General features: G+C 65.1%; 18 protein-coding genes. 17 read left to right on the forward strand and 1 reads right to left on the reverse strand.

Annotated features, from left to right (window positions below; genetic code table 11):
* Positions 1 to 16: 16 nt before the first annotated feature.
* Together efp and nusB are read left to right on the forward strand one after the other, a co-directional pair.
* Positions 17 to 580: an elongation factor P gene (gene efp, locus FOY51_RS08935; protein ID WP_149429855.1), complete on the forward strand. Its 564-nt coding sequence runs from the start codon at positions 17 to 19 to the stop codon at positions 578 to 580.
* Between the two features lies 1 nt (position 581).
* Entirely contained in the window at positions 582 to 1,082 is a 501-nt protein-coding gene (gene nusB / locus FOY51_RS08940; protein WP_149429856.1) for a transcription antitermination factor NusB, read from the forward strand.
* On the opposite strand, the gene FOY51_RS08945 is transcribed toward nusB, so the two are convergent.
* Complete coding sequence (locus FOY51_RS08945) at positions 1,079 to 1,819, reverse strand: DUF429 domain-containing protein (RefSeq protein WP_149429857.1); 741 nt, start codon at positions 1,817 to 1,819, stop codon at positions 1,079 to 1,081. The two genes, nusB and FOY51_RS08945, sit on opposite strands and share 4 nt — an antisense overlap.
* A gap of 155 nt (positions 1,820 to 1,974) precedes the next feature.
* Between FOY51_RS08945 and FOY51_RS08950 the strand changes: the two genes are divergently transcribed.
* The 15 genes from FOY51_RS08950 to metK all read left to right on the forward strand — a co-directional run bounded on the left by FOY51_RS08950 (position 1,975) and on the right by metK (position 18,607).
* On the forward strand, positions 1,975 to 2,976 hold the full coding sequence (locus FOY51_RS08950; protein ID WP_149429858.1) for an AurF N-oxygenase family protein: 1,002 nt from the start codon (positions 1,975 to 1,977) through the stop codon (positions 2,974 to 2,976).
* A 15-nt stretch (positions 2,977 to 2,991) separates the two neighbouring features.
* The gene (locus FOY51_RS08955; protein WP_149429859.1) at positions 2,992 to 4,611 is read left to right on the forward strand and encodes an FAD-dependent oxidoreductase; all 1,620 of its coding nucleotides are present in this window, start codon (positions 2,992 to 2,994) and stop codon (positions 4,609 to 4,611) included.
* A 138-nt stretch (positions 4,612 to 4,749) separates the two neighbouring features.
* Positions 4,750 to 5,433: a bifunctional pyr operon transcriptional regulator/uracil phosphoribosyltransferase PyrR gene (gene pyrR / locus FOY51_RS08960; RefSeq protein WP_149429860.1), complete on the forward strand. Its 684-nt coding sequence runs from the start codon at positions 4,750 to 4,752 to the stop codon at positions 5,431 to 5,433.
* Complete coding sequence (locus tag FOY51_RS08965) at positions 5,430 to 6,404, forward strand: aspartate carbamoyltransferase catalytic subunit (protein WP_149429861.1); 975 nt, start codon at positions 5,430 to 5,432, stop codon at positions 6,402 to 6,404. The genes pyrR and FOY51_RS08965 overlap by 4 nt, the downstream gene beginning before the upstream one ends.
* Positions 6,401 to 7,720, forward strand: coding sequence for a dihydroorotase (locus FOY51_RS08970; RefSeq protein ID WP_149429862.1), 1,320 nt, complete (start codon positions 6,401 to 6,403; stop codon positions 7,718 to 7,720). Before FOY51_RS08965 ends, FOY51_RS08970 begins: the two co-directional genes overlap by 4 nt.
* Before the next feature lie 4 nt (positions 7,721 to 7,724).
* Positions 7,725 to 8,237 (forward strand): PH-like domain-containing protein, encoded by a 513-nt coding sequence (locus tag FOY51_RS08975; RefSeq protein ID WP_149429863.1) that lies wholly within the window; start codon positions 7,725 to 7,727, stop codon positions 8,235 to 8,237.
* Positions 8,234 to 9,391: a glutamine-hydrolyzing carbamoyl-phosphate synthase small subunit gene (gene carA / locus FOY51_RS08980; RefSeq protein ID WP_149429864.1), complete on the forward strand. Its 1,158-nt coding sequence runs from the start codon at positions 8,234 to 8,236 to the stop codon at positions 9,389 to 9,391. The genes FOY51_RS08975 and carA overlap by 4 nt, the downstream gene beginning before the upstream one ends.
* Positions 9,392 to 9,464: 73 nt before the next feature.
* The gene (gene carB / locus FOY51_RS08985) at positions 9,465 to 12,818 is read left to right on the forward strand and encodes a carbamoyl-phosphate synthase large subunit (protein WP_149429865.1); all 3,354 of its coding nucleotides are present in this window, start codon (positions 9,465 to 9,467) and stop codon (positions 12,816 to 12,818) included.
* A 10-nt stretch (positions 12,819 to 12,828) separates the two neighbouring features.
* The gene (gene pyrF, locus FOY51_RS08990; RefSeq protein ID WP_149429866.1) at positions 12,829 to 13,659 is read left to right on the forward strand and encodes an orotidine-5'-phosphate decarboxylase; all 831 of its coding nucleotides are present in this window, start codon (positions 12,829 to 12,831) and stop codon (positions 13,657 to 13,659) included.
* Between the two features lie 64 nt (positions 13,660 to 13,723).
* A complete protein-coding gene (locus FOY51_RS08995; RefSeq protein WP_149429867.1) occupies positions 13,724 to 14,260 on the forward strand; it encodes a DUF3558 family protein in 537 nt (178 codons plus the stop codon).
* Positions 14,261 to 14,655: 395 nt separating this feature from the next.
* Positions 14,656 to 14,976, forward strand: a complete 321-nt coding sequence (gene mihF / locus FOY51_RS09000; RefSeq protein WP_149429868.1) for an integration host factor, actinobacterial type — start codon at positions 14,656 to 14,658, stop codon at positions 14,974 to 14,976.
* A gap of 41 nt (positions 14,977 to 15,017) precedes the next feature.
* Positions 15,018 to 15,626 (forward strand): guanylate kinase, encoded by a 609-nt coding sequence (gene gmk, locus FOY51_RS09005; protein WP_149429869.1) that lies wholly within the window; start codon positions 15,018 to 15,020, stop codon positions 15,624 to 15,626.
* Positions 15,627 to 15,695: 69 nt separating this feature from the next.
* Complete coding sequence (rpoZ, locus tag FOY51_RS09010; protein WP_149429870.1) at positions 15,696 to 15,998, forward strand: DNA-directed RNA polymerase subunit omega; 303 nt, start codon at positions 15,696 to 15,698, stop codon at positions 15,996 to 15,998.
* Complete coding sequence (gene coaBC, locus FOY51_RS09015; RefSeq protein WP_149429871.1) at positions 15,995 to 17,269, forward strand: bifunctional phosphopantothenoylcysteine decarboxylase/phosphopantothenate--cysteine ligase CoaBC; 1,275 nt, start codon at positions 15,995 to 15,997, stop codon at positions 17,267 to 17,269. Before rpoZ ends, coaBC begins: the two co-directional genes overlap by 4 nt.
* A 123-nt stretch (positions 17,270 to 17,392) precedes the next feature.
* The gene (gene metK / locus FOY51_RS09020) at positions 17,393 to 18,607 is read left to right on the forward strand and encodes a methionine adenosyltransferase (RefSeq protein WP_149429872.1); all 1,215 of its coding nucleotides are present in this window, start codon (positions 17,393 to 17,395) and stop codon (positions 18,605 to 18,607) included.
* Positions 18,608 to 18,625 lie beyond the last annotated feature (18 nt).

Raw genomic sequence — 18,625 nt, forward strand, 5'->3', positions numbered from 1 at the left:
AGGAGAAGCGAAGCAAGTGGCTGACACCAGCGATTTCAAGAATGGGCTCGTCCTGAAGATCGACGGCCAGCTTCAGCAGATCACCGAGTTCCAGCACGTCAAGCCAGGTAAGGGCCCAGCCTTCGTTCGCACCAAGCTGAAGAACGTGCTCTCGGGCAAGGTGGTCGACAAGACCTTCAACGCGGGCGTCAAGGTCGAGACCGCGACGGTCGACCGTCGCGATATGACCTACCTGTACCACGACGGCAGCGACTACATCTTCATGGACGGCGACACCTACGACCAGATCTCGATCAACGAGACCACCGTCGGCGACGGCGCACGCTTCCTCCTCGAGAACATGACCGTGCAGGTCGCGACCCATGAGGGCGCGCCGCTCTACGTCGAGCTTCCGGTGACCGTGGAGCTGATCGTGCAGCACACCGATCCGGGTCTGCAGGGTGACCGCTCGACCGGCGGTACCAAGCCGGCAACGCTGGAGACCGGTGCCGAGATCAACGTTCCGCTGTTCATCAACACCGGTGACAAGCTGAAGGTGGACTCGCGTGACGGGAACTACCTCGGTCGCGTGAACTCCTGATATGACCGACAAGGCGCACCAGAAGAAGCTCGGTGCCCGGCACAAAGCGCGTAAGCGTGCGGTTGACCTGCTGTTCGAGGCGGAGGCCCGTGACGTCGACCCGGTGAATCTGGCCGCCGAACGCGTCGAGTTGGCCGTGGCCGACGATACCGTTGCACCGGTCAATCCCTACGCCGTCACCGTCGTGCGTGGCGTTGCAGAGAATCTCGACCGGCTCGATGGCACCATCACCTCCTACCTGCAGGATTGGACGCTCGATCGGCTGCCCGCCGTGGACCGCGCAATTCTGCGGATCGCGGTATGGGAGCTGTTCCACGGCACCGACGTGCCGCCGGTCGTTGCCGTCGACGAAGCAGTCGAGCTCGCGAAAGAACTCTCGACGGACGAGTCTCCCGCCTTCATCAACGGTGTGCTCGGACAGGTCGTCCTTGTCGCCCCCCAGGTCAGAGCCGCTGCTGCTGCCACGGCGTCCTCCGCCGACAGCAGCCCTAGTTCGGACTAGCTCGAAATTCGAGGGCCCAGCAGGTCGTCGAGTGGTCCGGTCGGCACGTGGATCCAGCCTTCACGGGACGCGACATCGCGTTCGGGGCCGTCGGGTAGCGCCGTCCGACCCAACGCAGCCGCGCGCGCAATCAGCGCGGCGATCACCGCGTCGAAGGCATCGTCCGATTCTCGCCACATACCGTCGAACTCGCCGAAGTCCAGCCACGGAGTGGCGGTGGTGAATGCGGTTACGAGGTCGTCGAAACCCCCTGCGGCCGAACCTTTGTAACCGCGGTTCTGCAGGCCCCAATGTTTCAGCGCCGCAGCGGGATACGCCTCGACTGCGACACCGTCCACTCGATCGGCAACATTCAGCGCGGCAAGAATTCCCACGCACCGCAGCGCGACATGTGCGATCCGATCGGCCGACACACTCATCGGTACGACGCCCGATCGCTGTTGCACGACCAGGTCGGTCAGCCGCTTGGCCAACGGCCGGCGCTGGTCGCGGGTCTCCAACGGACCGGCAAGCGGTCGGTGCGCATGGTGACCGGCGACGAAGTCGACGAAGGCCTCGGGCCAACCGAACGGTGCGTCGATACCGATTCGGGTCGCGCCCGCCGCGGCCGCGACGATGTCGGAATCCGAAATCCCGGTCGCAAGTTTCACGACGCGCGCTGACTTGGTGGTCCACGTCACAACCGCCATCGCAGTCTTGGCCGGTTCCGCCGCGAGATCTACTCCCACAGTGGTCATCGGCACGTTTGCGACGGTAGTGGCAATCTCGGACAACCGCTGCGCGAAACATATCTGAGACGTTTGGTTACGGTTAGCTGGTTGCAAGCGCCCCGCCCTGATATACATGTGAAACACGGTCACATACATTTGTATCGAGGTTGAAAGGCGCTCGGATGACAACGACGACTGAATTGCGCAACGTGGCAGGCGAGAACGAGTCCTACGTCGAGATGCTGGAGCGGCTTGCCGACGGTTCGATTCACCGGAGCTTCGATCCATACGCAGACATCGACTGGGATTCCCCCGAATTCCAGGTCGTCGAGAACGACCCGCGCTGGATACTCCCCGAGATCGATCCGCTCGGCCGCCACCCTTGGTACAAGGCATTGCCCGAAGACAAGCAGATCGCGATCGGCATGTACCGGCAGGCTAACGTCGCGAAGGTCGGCCTGCTGTTCGAGCAGGTGCTGATTCGCGGATTCATGCAGTACCTGTCGATGCTGCCCAACGGTTCGGCCGAGTTCCGGTACGCGACGCACGAGGTCATCGAGGAGTGCAATCACACCTTGATGTTCCAAGAGGCGGTCAACCGCATCGGTGCGAACGTGCCCGGTTTCGGCCCGATCATGCGTCGCGCAGCACCGTTCCTCGGGGTTGCCGCCTGGCCGTTTCCGAACATCTTCTTCATGGGCGTGCTCGCCGGTGAGGAACCGATCGACCACATTCAGAAGAGCTACCTGCGCAGCGATGGTGACTACCACCCGATCATCAAGGGCGTCATGCGTATTCACGTCGCCGAAGAAGCCCGGCACATCTCGTTCGCGCACGAATTCCTTCGTCAGCATGTGCCGGAGAACGGGCCGGTAGGCCGGTTCGCGTTGTCACTGGTCTACCCGGTGGTCATGCGCATCCTTGCGGACGTGATCGTGATTCCACCCCGCGAGTTCTTCGAAGAATTCGACATCCCAACATCGGTGAAGAAGGACCTGTTCTGGAATCTGCCGGAGTCGCGCGAAACGCTGCGCGGCTACTTCGGCGATGTGCGCATGCTCGCCGATGAGCTCGGCCTCATGAATCCGGTCTCCAAGGTGCTGTGGCGGGCGCTGAAAATCGGCGGCAGGCCGTCGCGGTTCCGCAGCGAACCCGAGCGTGCACCCATCCGACTCGTCAGCTGACCAGGGAGAATTCCGATGCCACACGTCGTAACTCAGTCGTGTTGCAGTGATGCGTCGTGCGTATACGCATGCCCGGTCAACTGCATTCACCCGACACCCGACGAACCCGATTTCCTCACCGCGGACATGCTGTACATCGATCCGGAGTCGTGCGTCGACTGCGGTGCGTGCATCTCGGCGTGTCCCGTCGACGCCATCGTGCCCGGCAGCAAGTTGGAACAGTCGCAGCAGGTGTTTCTCGACATCAACGCGGACTTCTACAAGCAGCCGCGGTCGTATCCGCTGCTGGCTCCGCTGGTGCCTGCCACCATTGCGCGACGCGATCGCGGTGCGCTGCGAGTCGCGGTGGTCGGCTCCGGCCCAGCGGCCATGTACGCGGCCGACGAGGTACTGAGGCAGTCGGGTGCCGAGGTGGACGTGTTCGATCGCTTGCCCGCGCCGTACGGGTTGGTGCGTGCAGGTGTTGCTCCGGATCACCAGAAGACCAAACAGGTGACCGAGCTGCTGGACAAGATCAGCCATGAGCGCGGCTTCGAGTTCTTTCTCGATGTCGAAGTCGGCAAAGACATTTCGCACCACGAGCTGCTGCAGTCCCATCACGCAGTGATCTACGCGGTCGGCGCATCGTCGGATCGCCGCCTGGAGATTCCGGGCGCGGACCTTCCCGGCGTCGGGACCGCAACCGAGTTCGTCGGCTGGTACAACGGGCATCCCGATCACGTACATCGGAAGTTCGACCTCTCGAATGCGCGTGTGGTGATCGTCGGCAACGGCAACGTTGCTCTCGATGTTGCCCGCATCCTCGCGTCCGACCCGGACACTCTTGCGAGCACCGACATCACAGACGACGCACTCGCGGCGCTGCGGGCAAGCAAGGTGAAAGAGGTGGTGATCGTCGCGCGCCGCGGCCCCGCCGATTCCGCGTTCACCGTTCCCGAGCTGACCGGACTGCTCGCGCACGACGACTTCGATGTTGTCGTGGACCGCGTCGGCGTCGAGGCACCGGCCGGTGAGTTCTCACCTGCCGTGTCCACGAAGCTCGCGATGCTGGACGGCTTGCCCGACGCGACGGCGCCGTCGGATCGGCGCCGGATCGTCTTCCGCTATGGCTCGTCTCCCGTCGCCATGCACGGCACCGATCGCGTCGAGGCCGTCGAGTTCGACTGTGCCGGTGCCGCCGAGCGTCTCGGCTCGGGCCTCGTGCTCACCTCCATCGGCTATCACGGTGAACCGGTCCCGGATCTCCCGTTCGATGCCAGTACGGGAACGGTGCCCAATCTCGACGGTCGAGTCGTCGGTGTCGCCGGTACCTACGTCGCCGGATGGATCAAGCGCGGGCCGTCGGGCTTCATCGGTACCAACAAGAGCTGTGCACACGACACAGTGGAAAACCTGATCGCGGATTTCAACGCAGGCGAGTTGGTCGAGCCCGTCGGCAATCGATCCGATCTGCGGAAACTCCTCGCTCGTCGGGACGTGCGATTCGTCGATCGCGCGGGATGGGCACGCATCGACGACGCAGAGCGGCGCCGGGGCGCTGCCAGCGGACGTGTTCGGGCGAAGATCACCGACAGTGCCGAAGCGGCCGCGATCGCCCGGACGTCGACGCGGGGACGACTGGCGCTGCACAGATAGCTTTGCGTTGCGCTGCTCACATCTAGCCGCGTGATGGATGGATCCGCGCCGGCGTGACTGCCCCGCGCTGCTACAGTTGTTCGCGGTAAGACATCCTTTAACGATCCGTCCAGAGAGGCGGAGAAGGAGGTCCGTAGTATGCGTCTGCCCGAGGAACGTGCGTCCGAGCACGCCGGATCCGTCGATTCGCCGACCGGTGAGTCCGATCCCGCCGGGTCCGATCCCGCCAAGGCACTCGGCGCGCAGAACGTGCGGGAACTTCTTTCGTCGGCCGACGTGGCCAGAACCATCGCGCGTATCGCGCACCAGATCATCGAAAAGACGGCATTGGATGCCGACGATGTGACTGCGCCCCGAGTGGTTCTTATCGGTATCCCGACACGCGGCACCTTCCTTGCCGCTCGGCTCGCGGATCGGATCCAAGAGTTCTCCGGTGTTCGACCCGCCGTCGGATCACTGGACATCACCCTCTACCGCGACGACCTGCGCACCAAGCCACACCGTCCGCTCGAGCGGACGTCGGTCCCCGACGGGGGCATCGAGGACGCGCTGGTCGTGTTGGTCGATGACGTCCTGTTCTCCGGCCGCACCGTCCGCTCGGCACTCGACGCGCTTCGCGACCTGGGCCGACCCCGAGCTGTCCAACTGGCCGTTCTGGTGGATCGCGGCCATCGTGAGCTTCCGCTGCGCGCCGATTTCGTCGGCAAGAACGTGCCCACCGCCCGATCGGAAGACGTGTCGGTGCTCCTCAGCGAACATGACGGCCGCGATGGCGTCGTGTTGCGCAGCGGCTCCCGCGACGAGGGGATGTCGGCGAAGTGAGACATTTGCTCTCGGTTTCCGACCTCACCCGGGAGAGTGCGACGTCGCTGCTCGACGAGGCGGAACGGTTCGAACAGGCCTTGTTGGGCCGCGAAGTTCGCAAACTACCGACGTTGCGCGGTCGCACGGTGATGACGGTCTTCTACGAGAACTCGACGCGGACCCGGGTGTCGTTCGAGGTAGCAGGCAAATGGATGAGCGCGGACGTGATCAACGTCAGCGCCAGTAGCTCGTCCGTATCCAAGGGCGAATCCTTGCGCGATACCGCCATGACATTGCGTGCCGCGGGCGCCGACGCGTTGATCGTCCGCCACCCGGCTTCTGGGGCGGCGCACCAGATTGCGGCCTGGATGGACGAAATGGATTCCGGAGCAGTGTCTTCGGGTCGCTCCGCAGGCTCCGCTCCCGCCGTCGTCAACGCCGGTGACGGCACCCACGAACACCCCACCCAGGCCCTGCTCGACGCCCTCACCATCCGCCAGCGGCTCGGCGGTATCGAAGGCAAGCGAGTGGTGATCGTCGGCGATGTGCTGCACAGCCGGGTCGCGCGGTCGAATGCGTTCCTGCTTGCCACCCTCGGTGCCGAAGTAGTGCTGGTGGCCCCGCAGACGTTGCTGCCGATCGGTGTCGGAACGTGGCCGGTCACCGTGTCCCACTCCCTCGACGCAGAACTGCCCGGCGCTGATGCGGTGCTGATGCTGCGAGTGCAGGCCGAGCGGATGAACGGCGGATTCTTCCCGTCGGCGCGCGAGTACTCGATTGCCTACGGGCTCTCCGAGCGTCGTCTTGCGCTGCTGGCCGACCATGCCACCGTCCTGCACCCCGGTCCGATGCTGCGTGGCATGGAGATCGCATCGTCGGTGGCCGATTCGTCGAAGACGGCTGTACTGCAACAGGTTACGAACGGAGTGCATATGCGGATGGCTGTGCTGTTCAGCCTGCTTGTCGGCACAGAGGAGGCGATCGCGTGAGCGAGAAGGTCTTGATCACCGGGGTGCGCCTGTACGGCGAGGGCGAGCCGGTCGACGTACTGGTCGGCGACGGTGAGATTCTCGAGATCGGCGATATCACCGCGGGCGAAGGTACCGACGTGATCGACGGTGCCGGTCAGGTGCTGCTGCCCGGCTTCGTGGATCTGCACACGCACCTGCGCGAGCCAGGTCGGGAAGATACCGAGACCATCGAAACCGGTTCGGCCGCAGCTGCACTCGGCGGTTACACGGCGGTATTCGCGATGGCGAACACCAGTCCGGTCGCCGATTCGGTGGTCGTCACCGATCACGTCTGGCGACGCGGGCAGGACGTCGGCATCGTCGACGTCCATCCCGTCGGAGCTGTCACCGTGGGCCTCGAGGGCAAGCAGCTCGCGGAGATGGGAACCATGGCGGCGGGCGTCGGCAACGTGCGGATGTTCTCCGACGACGGCAAGTGCGTCGACGATCCGCTGCTGATGCGCCGAGCCCTCGAATACGCCAGCTCCCTGGGCGTCCTCATCGCGCAGCATGCAGAAGAGCCACGGCTGACAGTCGGTGCTGTCGCACACGAGGGCCCCAACGCGGCGCGACTCGGCCTGGCCGGTTGGCCGCGTGCCGCGGAGGAATCGATCGTCGCACGCGACGCCTTGCTCGCGCGCGACGCGGGCACCCGCGTGCATATCTGCCACGCGTCGACCGCAGGCACTGTCGAACTGGTCAAATGGGCCAAGGGGCAGGGTATTTCGATCACCGCCGAGGTGACTCCCCACCATCTGCTGCTCGACGATTCGCGTTTGGCCACCTACGACGCCGTCAACAAGGTCAATCCGCCGCTGCGGGAGACGTCGGACGTCGAGGCGCTTCGACAAGGCTTGGCCGACGGCACCATCGATTGCGTCGCAACCGATCACGCCCCGCATGCCGAGCAGGACAAGTGCTGCGAGTTCGCGGCTGCACGGCCGGGCATGCTCGGGCTGGAGACCGCACTGTCGATTGTCGTGCGGACCATGGTGGAGCCCGGCCTGATCGACTGGCGCGGCGTCGCAAAGGTGATGAGCGAGCGTCCCGCCGAAATCGTGGGGCTGCCCGATCAGGGACGGCCGATCGAAGTGGGGGAGCCCGCGAACCTTGCGCTGGTCGATCCGGACGCGTCGTGGACGGTGACCGGACCGGCACTCGCCAGCATTGCGAACAACACACCGTACGAGGCCATGACGCTGCCGGGTCGCGTCACAGCCACCCTGTTGCGTGGGCGGGTCACCGCGCGCGACGGAGTCGTGCGATCGAAGACCGACAGCGAAATCGGAGGCTAGCGACGTGGAACGAACACTGTGGGTAATCGGACTACTGGTCTTCTGGGCGTTGATGATCGGCCTGATGTACGTGGGTTGGCGACGCCGCGCGAATCGTCAGACGTATCGAATCGGCGAATTGCCTTCGGTGCCCGACGATCTGGGCGCTCAGCTGCTCGAGCCCGCCACCGGCTTGTACGTGGGTAGCACGCTGGCCCCGAGCTGGCAGGACCGGATTGCCGTCGGCGACCTGGGATTCCGCGCGACCGCCGAGATCACGAAGTTCGAGCACGGCATCCTGCTGCAGCGCAGCGGCGCGACGACGGTCTGGATTCCACAGGAGCGCATTCGCGCGGTCCGCACGGAGCGCGGGCTTGCGGGCAAGGTGATGACGAAGGACGGCGTTCTGGTGATCCGCTGGGAACTGCCGACGGGAACCGAGATCGATACCGGATTCCGCGGAGACGACAAGACGCTGTACCCAGCCTGGGTGGGCAGTTACGCCACCACAACCGACAAGAACGGAGATGCGTCGTGACTGCATCCACCACGCAGGCCGCGCTGGTGCTCGAAGACGGACGGGTGTTTCGAGGCACCGGTTTCGGCGCAGTCGGCGAGACGCTCGGTGAGGCGGTCTTCTGCACCGGCATGACGGGATACCAAGAGACGCTGACGGATCCGAGCTACCACCGGCAGATCGTCGTTGCCACCGCGCCGCAGATCGGCAACACCGGATGGAACGACGAGGACAACGAGTCGGTCGGGCCCACCGGCAAGCAGTCCGAGTCGAAGATCTGGGTTGCGGGCTATGCCGTGCGTGACCCATCGCGGCGGGTGTCGAACTGGCGCGCCACCGGCACACTGGAAGGGGAGTTGGAACGCCAGCAGGTCGTCGGGATCGCAGGCATCGACACGCGCGGACTGGTGCGGCACCTGCGCACCCGCGGTTCGATGCGAGCCGGGATCTTCTCCGGCGCCGCACTGGCCGATATCGAGGAATTGACCGAGCGGGTACGCACCCAGCCGTCGATGCTCGGTGCCGACCTGGCCGCCGAGGTGACCGCGTCCAAGGCCTACACCATCGAACCTGCCGGGGGCGAGGCTCGTTTCACCGTCGCTGCAATCGATCTGGGCATCAAGACCAACACGCCCCGAATGTTCGCCGAGCGCGGGATTCGCGTCCATGTGCTGCCGTCGACCACCAGCTTCGACGAGGTCATGGCGCTGAAGCCGGACGGCCTGTTCCTGTCCAACGGTCCCGGTGACCCTGCGACCGCGGACGGCGCCGTGCAGCTCACCGAGGCAGCGCTCGGAAAGGGCTTGCCGCTCTTCGGTATCTGCTTCGGCAACCAGATCCTCGGGCGTGCGTTGGGCCGCAAGACCTACAAGATGAAGTTCGGTCACCGGGGCATGAACGTGCCCGTGATCGAGCACGGCACCGGTCGCATCGCCATCACCGCACAGAACCATGGGTTCGCGCTGGAAGGTGAGGCGGGCGAGGAGTTCGACACACCGTTCGGCAAGGCAGTGGTGAGCCACACCTGCGCCAACGACGGTGTCGTCGAGGGTGTTCGGCTGCTGAGCGATCGTGCCTTCTCGGTCCAGTATCACCCGGAAGCTGCTGCGGGGCCGCATGATGCGGCGTACTTGTTCGACCGGTTCACAGGATTACTCGAAGGCGAGGCGAAGTGAGCATCGCAGCGACGCAGGAGCGAGGAGCGGAGCGCGTGCCGAGTCGAGGAATGTCACAGCGGGGAGACAAGTAATGCCGAAGCGCACAGATCTGAAGCACATTCTGGTGATCGGGTCGGGTCCGATCGTGATCGGTCAGGCTTGCGAGTTCGACTACTCGGGAACCCAGGCGTGTCGCGTCCTCCGTGAGGAGGGCTTGCGGGTCTCGCTGGTGAACTCCAATCCGGCGACCATCATGACCGATCCCGAGTTCGCCGACTCCACCTATGTGGAGCCGATCAACGCCGAGTTCGTCGAGAAGGTGATCGTGCTCGAGGCCGAACGCGGCCATCCCATCGACGCGGTCTTGGCAACCCTCGGCGGTCAGACAGCGCTGAACTGCGCTGTCGCACTGCACGAGCAGGGCATTCTGCAGAAGCACGGCGTCGAGTTGATCGGCGCCGATTTCGAGGCCATCCAACGCGGCGAGGATCGGCAGAAGTTCAAGGACATCGTCGCCAAGGTCGGTGGCGAGAGCGCCAAGTCGGCCGTGTGCTACACGATGGACGAAGTTCGCAAAACCGTTGCGGAACTTGGTTTTCCGGTAGTCGTACGACCCAGCTTCACCATGGGCGGTCTCGGCTCCGGCATGGCGTACGACGACGACGATCTCGATCGGATCGCGGGCGGTGGACTCGCCGCATCGCCGACAGCCAACGTGTTGATCGAGGAATCGATCCTCGGGTGGAAGGAATTCGAGCTCGAGCTGATGCGCGACAGCCGCGACAACGTGGTCATCGTCTGCTCGATCGAGAACGTCGACCCGATGGGTGTGCACACCGGCGACTCGATGACCGTCGCACCGGCGCTGACGCTCACCGACGTCGAATATCAGAAGATGCGCGATCTCGGAATCGCGATTCTGCGAGAGGTCGGGGTCGACACCGGCGGCTGCAACATCCAGTTCGCGATCGACCCGGCGGACGGTCGCCTGATCGTGATCGAGATGAACCCACGCGTATCGCGTTCCAGCGCACTGGCATCGAAGGCCACCGGCTTCCCGATCGCCAAGATCGCGGCCAAGTTGGCGGTCGGCTACACCCTCGACGAGATCGTCAACGACATCACCAAGGAAACCCCCGCCTGCTTCGAGCCGACGCTGGACTACGTCGTGGTCAAGGCGCCGCGGTTCGCGTTCGAGAAGTTCCCCGGCGCGGATACGACGCTGACCACCACGATGAAGTCGGTCGGCGAGGCAATGAGCCTGGGCCGCAACTTCTCCGAGGCACTCGGCAAGGTCTTGCGGTCGCTGGAGACCAAGGCGACGAGCTTCTGGACGCTGAGCGACGAGGCCATCGCGGGGGAGCGAGCACGCGATGTGGCTGCGGTACTTGCCGATCTGAAAGTGCCGACCGAGGGTCGCATCTACGACGTCGAACTCGCGCTGCGCCTCGGCGCTTCGGTGGACGACGTCGCGAAGGCTTCCGGCATCGACCCGTGGTTCGTCGAGGAGGTCAACGGGCTGGTCGAGCTGCGCGCCGAACTGCAGGACGCGCCGGTGATCGACGCGTGGCTGTTGCGTCGCGCCAAGCATGCTGGGCTGTCCGACGGCCAGATCGCCGCCCTGCGACCGGAACTCGCGGGCGAGGACGGTGTCCGGACCCTGCGGCACCGGCTCGGCGTGCGTCCGGTCTTCAAGACCGTCGACACCTGCGCGGCCGAATTCGAGGCCAAGACCCCGTACCACTACTCCACCTACGAATTGGATCCCGACGCCGAGTCCGAGGTGGCGCCGCAGACCGAGCTCGGCAAGGTGATCATTCTGGGCTCGGGACCGAACCGGATCGGTCAGGGTATCGAGTTCGATTACTCGTGCGTGCACGCGGCAACCACGTTGTCGGAGGCCGGTTTCGAGACCGTCATGGTCAACTGCAACCCGGAGACCGTCTCCACCGACTACGACACGGCCGACCGCCTGTACTTCGAGCCCTTGACCTTCGAGGACGTGCTCGAGGTCTATCACGCGGAATGCGAATCGGGTAAGGGCGGACCGGGCGTTGTCGGCGTGATCGTGCAGTTGGGCGGCCAGACTCCGCTCGGCCTGGCGCAGCGCCTCACCGATGCCGGCGTGCCGGTGGTCGGGACATCGGCCGCGGCAATCGATCTGGCCGAGGATCGCGGCGAATTCGGTGACGTCCTGGTAGCTGCCGGTCTCCCGGCACCGAAGTACGGCACCGCAACCACGTTCCCGCAGGCGAAGAAGATCGCCGCCGAAATCGGATACCCGGTGCTGGTACGCCCGTCGTACGTGCTCGGCGGCCGCGGCATGGAGATCGTCTACGACGAGGCGACGTTGGAGAACTACATTTCCCGCGCCACCGAGATCACCCCCGAACACCCGGTTCTCGTCGACCGATTCCTCGAAGACGCGATCGAGATCGACGTCGACGCGCTGTGCGACGGCACCGAGGTGTTTCTCGGCGGTGTCATGGAACACATCGAAGAGGCCGGCATTCACTCCGGCGACTCGGCATGCGCGTTGCCGCCGATCACGCTGGGCCGCAGTGACATCGAAGCCGTGCGCCGCTCCACCGAAGCCTTGGCCAAGGGCATCGGTGTCAAGGGCCTGATGAACGTGCAGTACGCGTTGAAGGACGATGTGCTCTACGTGCTGGAGGCGAATCCGCGTGCCAGTCGAACCGTCCCGTTCGTCTCCAAGGCGACCGCGGTGCCGCTGGCCAAGGCCGCGGCACGGATCATGCTGGGCGCGACGATCGCCGAGCTGCGCGCCGAAGGCATGCTGCCCGCGGAAGGCGACGGCGGCAAGGTGGTAGCCGATGCGCCGGTCGCGGTGAAAGAGGCTGTGCTGCCGTTCAACCGGTTCCGGCGGTCCGACGGCACCAACGTCGACTCGCTGCTGAGTCCGGAGATGAAGTCCACCGGCGAGGTGATGGGGATCGACGCCGATTTCGGTACAGCCTTCGCCAAGTCGCAGACCGCCGCCTACGGATCGCTGCCCACCGAGGGCACGATCTTCGTCTCCATCGCCAACCGCGACAAGCGATCGATGGTGTTCCCGGTGAAGCGGCTCGCCGATTTGGGCTTCCGCATACTCGCGACCGATGGCACGGCGGAAATGCTGCGGCGCAACGGTATCCCTTGCGAGAACGTGCGCAAACACTCCGAGAGCACTCCCGAAGGCGAACCGACGATCGTCGACCAGATCCGCGATGGCGAGGTCGACATGGTGTTCAACACGCCGTTCGGTAACTCCGGTCCGCGCATCGACGGCTACGAAATCCGCAGCGCCGCAGTGTTGGTGAACATTCCGTGCATCACCACCGTGCAGGGTGCCGCGGCGGCCGTGCAGGGTGTCGAGGCGACCATTCGCGGCGACATCGGCGTTCGATCACTGCAGGAGCTCCACGCGACGTTGCGGAAACCATAGGGAGGCCACCATGAAGGATTTCGGCTCGCGGCTCAGCGGGGCGATGGCCCATCGAGGGGCCTTGTGCGTCGGCATCGATCCACATCCGGAGCTGTTGCGGGCGTGGCAGTTGCCGGTCACCCCCGAGGGACTGGAGCAGTTCGCCGAAATCTGTGTCGAAGCCTTCGACGGTGAGGTGGCGATGATCAAGCCGCAGGTCGCCTTCTTCGAGGCGTTCGGTTCCGCGGGCATCGCTGTGCTCGAGCGAACCATCAGCGTTCTCACGGCGTCGGGAACGTTGGTGCTCGCCGATGCCAAGCGTGGCGACATCGGCTCCACGATGGCCGCCTACGCGCGTTCCTGGCTGTCCGAGGATTCACCGTTGCGCTCGGATGCGGTGACTGTGTCGCCGTACCTCGGCTTCGGGTCGCTCGAACCGGCGCTCACCCTCGCGCACAACACGCATCGGGGTGTCTTCGTGATCGCTGCGACGTCGAATCCCGAAGGTGCACAGGTGCAATCGGCCACTCGTCCCGATGGTCGAACGGTAGGTCAGACCGTGGTCGACGAGGCCGCGGCCCGCAATGCAGGCGCGCACCACCTCGGCTCCGTCGGCGTGGTCGTCGGCGCGACGCTGGGACACGCTCCGGATCTCGGCAAACTGAACGGTCCGATCCTGATGCCCGGGGTGGGCGTGCAGGGTGGGGGACCCGACGACGTGCGGCGACTTGTCGGCGACAGCAATCTGAAGGCCGTGGTGCCCAGCGTGTCTCGCGAAATCCTGCGCGCGGGACCGTCGGTCACCGCGCTGCGGGACGCCGTGCACAAGTCCGCTGAGGACTTCGCGTTCCTGCAGGCCTGAATCAGGACGCTGCCGCCGTAGAACCGCTACAGACATGCGTGCGCCCCTCTGGTGAGATGGGCGTATGAATTCTCGAACATTTCGTGCGCTGACTTCCGTAACGGCCGTCTCCGCGATCGCGTTGGTACTCGGCGGTTGTGGATCCGACGACAGCTCGAGCGGGAGCGGTGCGTCTGCCGCCGCGCCTGCCGCACCATCGGGTGGCGCGAAGGCAGAAGGCAAGCCGATCGATGCCTGCGCGTTGTTGAGTCCGGACGAGATCGCCCCGATCATCGGTGTCCGCGTAGACGGTCGCTCCGGATCGACGGATCCGTCCGCGCCGGTATGTACGTGGGAGAACCCGACCACGTACACGTCGGTGACGGTGACCATCGGTTCGACCGGAACAGCGCCGAACAACACGCTCCCGCCGGTTCCGCAGGGATTCGACGCGCGGCCGGGTCCGGACGGTATCCGCTTTCCGATGTCGGGCATGGCCGAGTTCGCCGCGGCCGACCGAGTGAACAACGTTCAGGTGGCCGTCCCGTCGATGCCCGCCGATCAGGCCGAGTCGACAGCGGTCGACTTCGCCAAGAAGGTGAGCGCCGCGCTCGATCGGTGATGCATTCGCGTGGCCGTGTCCTGATTTCGCTGGTCACGGCCTCCGACACGCCCCGACGAGCAGAAACTTCCCAATCGAATTTCGGGACAGCGTGCGGTGGGTGCCGAAAAGTCGGATCGAGTCGGTGACGCGTCGACCGACGACGGCGTGGGGATCGGATCGAATAGGCCTGTGGCCTGCACGTTTGCGTCGAACCGTCGTGAGTGCGGCTGACTGCCTCCCGCGTTGTCCAGCGCGCCGGATTCGGTGGAACGATCGGCGTTCTGCACACTCGATTTGTGCGCTGACCTGGGGGGTGGGTTAGCAATCGCCGCCCAGCGTGGGTACGGTCGCAAGCGCTGCCGGGAAACCGGTGGATGAGGACTCAAATTGCAGAACGATGAGACGGAGGAACCGTGGCCCTTCCCCAGTTGACTGATGAGCAGCGTGCTGCTGCTTTGGAGAAGGCGGCTGCCGCTCGTCGCGCCAGGGCAGAGCTCAAGGAGCGTCTGAAGCGGGGTGGCACCGATCTGAAGCAGGTGCTCACCGACGCGGAGAAGGACGAGATCCTTGGCAAGATGAAGGTGTCTGCTCTGCTGGAGGCGCTGCCCAAGGTGGGCAAGGTGAAAGCACAGGAGATCATGACCGAGCTGGAGATCGCTCCTACTCGGCGGTTGCGTGGCCTGGGCGATCGTCAGCGCAAGGCGCTGCTCGCCAGGTTCGACTTCGACTCCTGACGACGAGGGTGGTCGCTGACGCGCGGCCCGGGTGCAACGACATGGCCCAGCGGGCGAACGTAGGCGATGAGCGGAGGGGCCGACTGGTTGTACTGGTCGGCCCCTCCGCCGTCGGGAAGTCCACCGTTGTTCGCTGCCTACGCGAACGATTGCCGGAGTTGGTGTTCAGCGTGTCGGCGACGACGCGCGACCCCCGGCCAGGAGAAGTGGACGGCAAGGACTATCACTTCGTCAGCAGGTCCGAGTTCGACAGGCTGATCGATGCGGGCGAACTGCTCGAATGGGCCAGCATTCACAGCGGGCTGCACAGGTCGGGCACGCCGGCCGCGCCGGTCCGCCAGGCTTTGGACAGCGGCAGCCCCGTGCTGGTGGAAGTGGATCTGGCAGGCGCGCGTGCGGTGCACCGGTCGATGCCGGAGGCCGTGCTGGTCTTCATGGCCCCACCGAGTTGGGACGAATTGGTGTCACGGCTGACCTCGCGGGCCACCGAATCGCCCGAGGTGATCGCGCGGCGGCTGGAGACCGCGAGGGTCGAATTGGCTGCCAAAGACGAGTTCGATGCGGTGGTCGTGAACGACGACGTGCAGCGATCCTGCGAAGAGTTGGTATCCTTGTTGGTCGGACGACTCGACACAACGGTCGATCCTTAGATTTCAGTGTCTATTTTCGTTCCAGATTCCAAGCAAATGCACGATCGAGCAATTCAGGAGAGTGTGCGAGTGAGCAGCACCCAAGCAACAGCGGCCGGCGATATCAAGGCGGCGCTGCCGGCGTACGACACGCCGCTCGGCATCACCAACCCTCCGATCGATGAGCTCCTCGAGCGCACGTCGTCGAAGTACGCGCTGGTGATCTACGCGGCCAAGCGCGCCCGTCAGATCAACGACTACTACAACCAGCTCGGCGACGGCATCCTCGAGTACGTCGGACCGCTGGTAGAGCCGGGTCTGCAGGAGAAGCCGCTGTCGATCGCGATGCGTGAGATCCACTCCGACCTGCTCGAGCACACCGAAGGCGAGTGAGCAAAGCTCCGACCACGACCGTGGGCGCGCACAGGAATTCCGACACACCACACGTCGTCGTCGGCGTCGGTGGTGGAATTGCGGCGTACAAGACCTGTTCGCTGATCCGTAGCTTCACCGAGAGCGGGCACATCGTTCGTGTCGTGCCGACGGAGTCCGCACTGGAATTCGTCGGTAGAGCCACGTTCGAAGCCCTCTCGGGCAACCCGGTACACACCGGCGTGTTCGAGGACGTGCCGCAGGTACCGCACGTTCGGCTGGGCCAGGAGGCCGATCTCGTCGTCATCGCACCCGCGACGGCGGACCTGCTGGCCCGCGCCGCACAGGGCCGTGCGGACGACCTGCTGACGGCCACGTTGCTCACTGCGCGCTGTCCGATCGTGTTCGCCCCCGCCATGCACACCGAAATGTGGGAGCACCCCGCCACCGTCGCCAACGTTGCGACTTTGCGCGAGCGCGGTGCCACAGTGATCGAACCCGCGTCGGGCAGGCTCACCGGCTCCGACACCGGTGCGGGCAGGTTGCCGGAACCCGAAGAGATCTTCGGAATCGCGACCCTGCTGCTCGAGCGTGCCGACGCGTTGCCCCGCGATCTGGAAGGCAAACGCATTCTGGTCTCGGCAGGCGGCACTCGGGAACCGTTGGATCCCGTCCGTTTTCTCGGCAATCGCAGTTCGGGCAAGCAGGGCTATGCGCTTGCGCGGCTCGCTGTCCAGCGCGGTGCCGACGTCACTCTGATCTCCGGCATCACCGCCGGACTGGCGTTGCCTGCCGCCGTCGACGTGGTGCACGTGCAGACCGCGGAGCAGATGCGCGCGGCCGTCGAGAAGCATTCGACCGCCGCGGATGCTGTGGTGATGTCCGCAGCCGTCGCAGATTTTCGCCCCGATTCGGTCGCGACGACGAAGATCAAAAAGGGTGCGGACGAACCGAATTCGATCTCGCTCACCAAGAACGACGACATCTTGGCCGGCCTGGTCCAGTCGCGTCGCAACGGGGATCTGCCCGCTGGTATCGCCATCGTCGGCTTCGCAGCGGAGACCGGCGACGCCAATGGCGACGTGTTGACGCACGCTCGTGCCAAGCTGAAGCGCAAGGGCTGCGACCTGCTGGTCGTCAATGCTGTCGGCGAAGGCAAGGCATTCGAAGTGGACAGCAACGACGGTTGGCTGCTCAGCGCGGACGGCACCGAAACAGCGTTGGAACACGGCTCCAAGGCGCTGATGGCGAGTCGGGTACTCGACGCGTTGACGCCTCTGCTCGGACGTTGATGGTCGGCCCGCCTGCAGCGTCGGCGCATCTCCTCGAATACCCTCGAGCCGAAGGGTTGCGTCTGCGTAGCCCACGATTATCGTCGTTGCGATGCAGTGTCGCGAATTCGAAGGGAAACATCTGTGAGCAAGTCCGGCAGTCGGCTATTCACCAGTGAGTCCGTGACCGAGGGTCATCCCGACAAGATTTGTGACGCGATCAGCGACTCGATCCTCGACGCCCTCCTCACCGAAGACCCCCGGGCGCGCGTCGCGGTCGAAACCCTGGTGACCACCGGACAGGTCCACGTCGCGGGTGAGGTCAATACCACCGCGTACGCCGACATCCCGAAGATCGTGCGCGAGAAGGTGCTCGAGATCGGCTACGACTCGTCCGCAAAGGGCTTCGACGGCAACTCCTGCGGTGTCAACGTCGCGATCGGCGCGCAGTCGCCCGAGATCGCCCAGGGCGTCGATCACTCGCACGAGGCCCGCACCGAAGGCCTCACCGACGACGAGATTGATCGCCAGGGTGCAGGCGATCAGGGTCTGATGTTCGGTTACGCCACCACCGAGACCCCCGAACACATGCCGCTGCCGATCGCGTTGGCGCACCGGCTCGCGCGTCGGCTCACCGAGGTCCGCAAGACCGGCGTGCTGCCGTACCTGCGCCCGGACGGCAAGACGCAGGTGACCATCGAGTACGCGGGTGATCAGGCCGTGCGGCTCGACACCGTCGTCGTCTCCACTCAGCACGCTGCGGACATCGACCTCGACAACCTGCTGACCCCCGACATTCGCGAGAAGGTGCTGGAGTCGGTGCTCGCCGATCTGGAACTGCCGTCGCTGGACACCTCCGATGTCCGTCTGCTGGTGAACCCCACCGGCAAGTTCGTCCTCGGCGGGCCGATGGGCGACGCCGGTCTGACCGGCCGCAAGATCATCGTCGACACCTACGGCGGCTTCGCCCGCCACGGTGGCGGTGCGTTCTCGGGTAAGGATCCGTCGAAGGTGGATCGCTCGGCTGCCTACGCGATGCGCTGGGTCGCGAAGAACGCTGTCGCTGCCGGTCTGGCGCAGCGCATCGAGGTGCAGGTCGCCTACGCCATCGGCAAGGCAGCGCCCGTCGGCCTGTTCGTCGAGACGTTCGGCACCGAGGCCACGGATCCGATCAAGATCCAGCAGGCCATCTCCGAGGTGTTCGATCTGCGTCCCGGCGCGATCATCCGCGATTTGGATCTGCTGCGTCCGATCTACGCCCCGACCGCGGCGTACGGCCACTTCGGTCGCACCGACATCGACCTGCCGTGGGAGCACACCGATCGCGCAGACAAGCTGCGTTCGGCCGCGGGCCTCTGACACCGGCAGCTGGGAGAC

It is taken from the genome of Antrihabitans cavernicola, from assembly GCF_008297975.1.
GTDB lineage: Bacteria > Actinomycetota > Actinomycetes > Mycobacteriales > Mycobacteriaceae > Antrihabitans > Antrihabitans cavernicola.

What these genes read in the sequence shown, in the direction of transcription:
- nusB (WP_149429856.1), top strand. Translation starts at nt 582, where the DNA reads ATGACCGACAAGGCGCACCAGAAGAAGCTCGGTGCCCGGCACAAAGCG.
- FOY51_RS08945 (WP_149429857.1), bottom strand. Translation starts at nt 1,819, where the DNA reads ATGACCACTGTGGGAGTAGATCTCGCGGCGGAACCGGCCAAGACTGCG.
- FOY51_RS08950 (WP_149429858.1), top strand. Translation starts at nt 1,975, where the DNA reads ATGACAACGACGACTGAATTGCGCAACGTGGCAGGCGAGAACGAGTCC.
- FOY51_RS08955 (WP_149429859.1), top strand. Translation starts at nt 2,992, where the DNA reads ATGCCACACGTCGTAACTCAGTCGTGTTGCAGTGATGCGTCGTGCGTA.
- pyrR (WP_149429860.1), top strand. Translation starts at nt 4,750, where the DNA reads ATGCGTCTGCCCGAGGAACGTGCGTCCGAGCACGCCGGATCCGTCGAT.
- carB (WP_149429865.1), top strand. Translation starts at nt 9,465, where the DNA reads ATGCCGAAGCGCACAGATCTGAAGCACATTCTGGTGATCGGGTCGGGT.
- pyrF (WP_149429866.1), top strand. Translation starts at nt 12,829, where the DNA reads ATGAAGGATTTCGGCTCGCGGCTCAGCGGGGCGATGGCCCATCGAGGG.
- FOY51_RS08995 (WP_149429867.1), top strand. Translation starts at nt 13,724, where the DNA reads ATGAATTCTCGAACATTTCGTGCGCTGACTTCCGTAACGGCCGTCTCC.
- gmk (WP_149429869.1), top strand. Translation starts at nt 15,018, where the DNA reads ATGGCCCAGCGGGCGAACGTAGGCGATGAGCGGAGGGGCCGACTGGTT.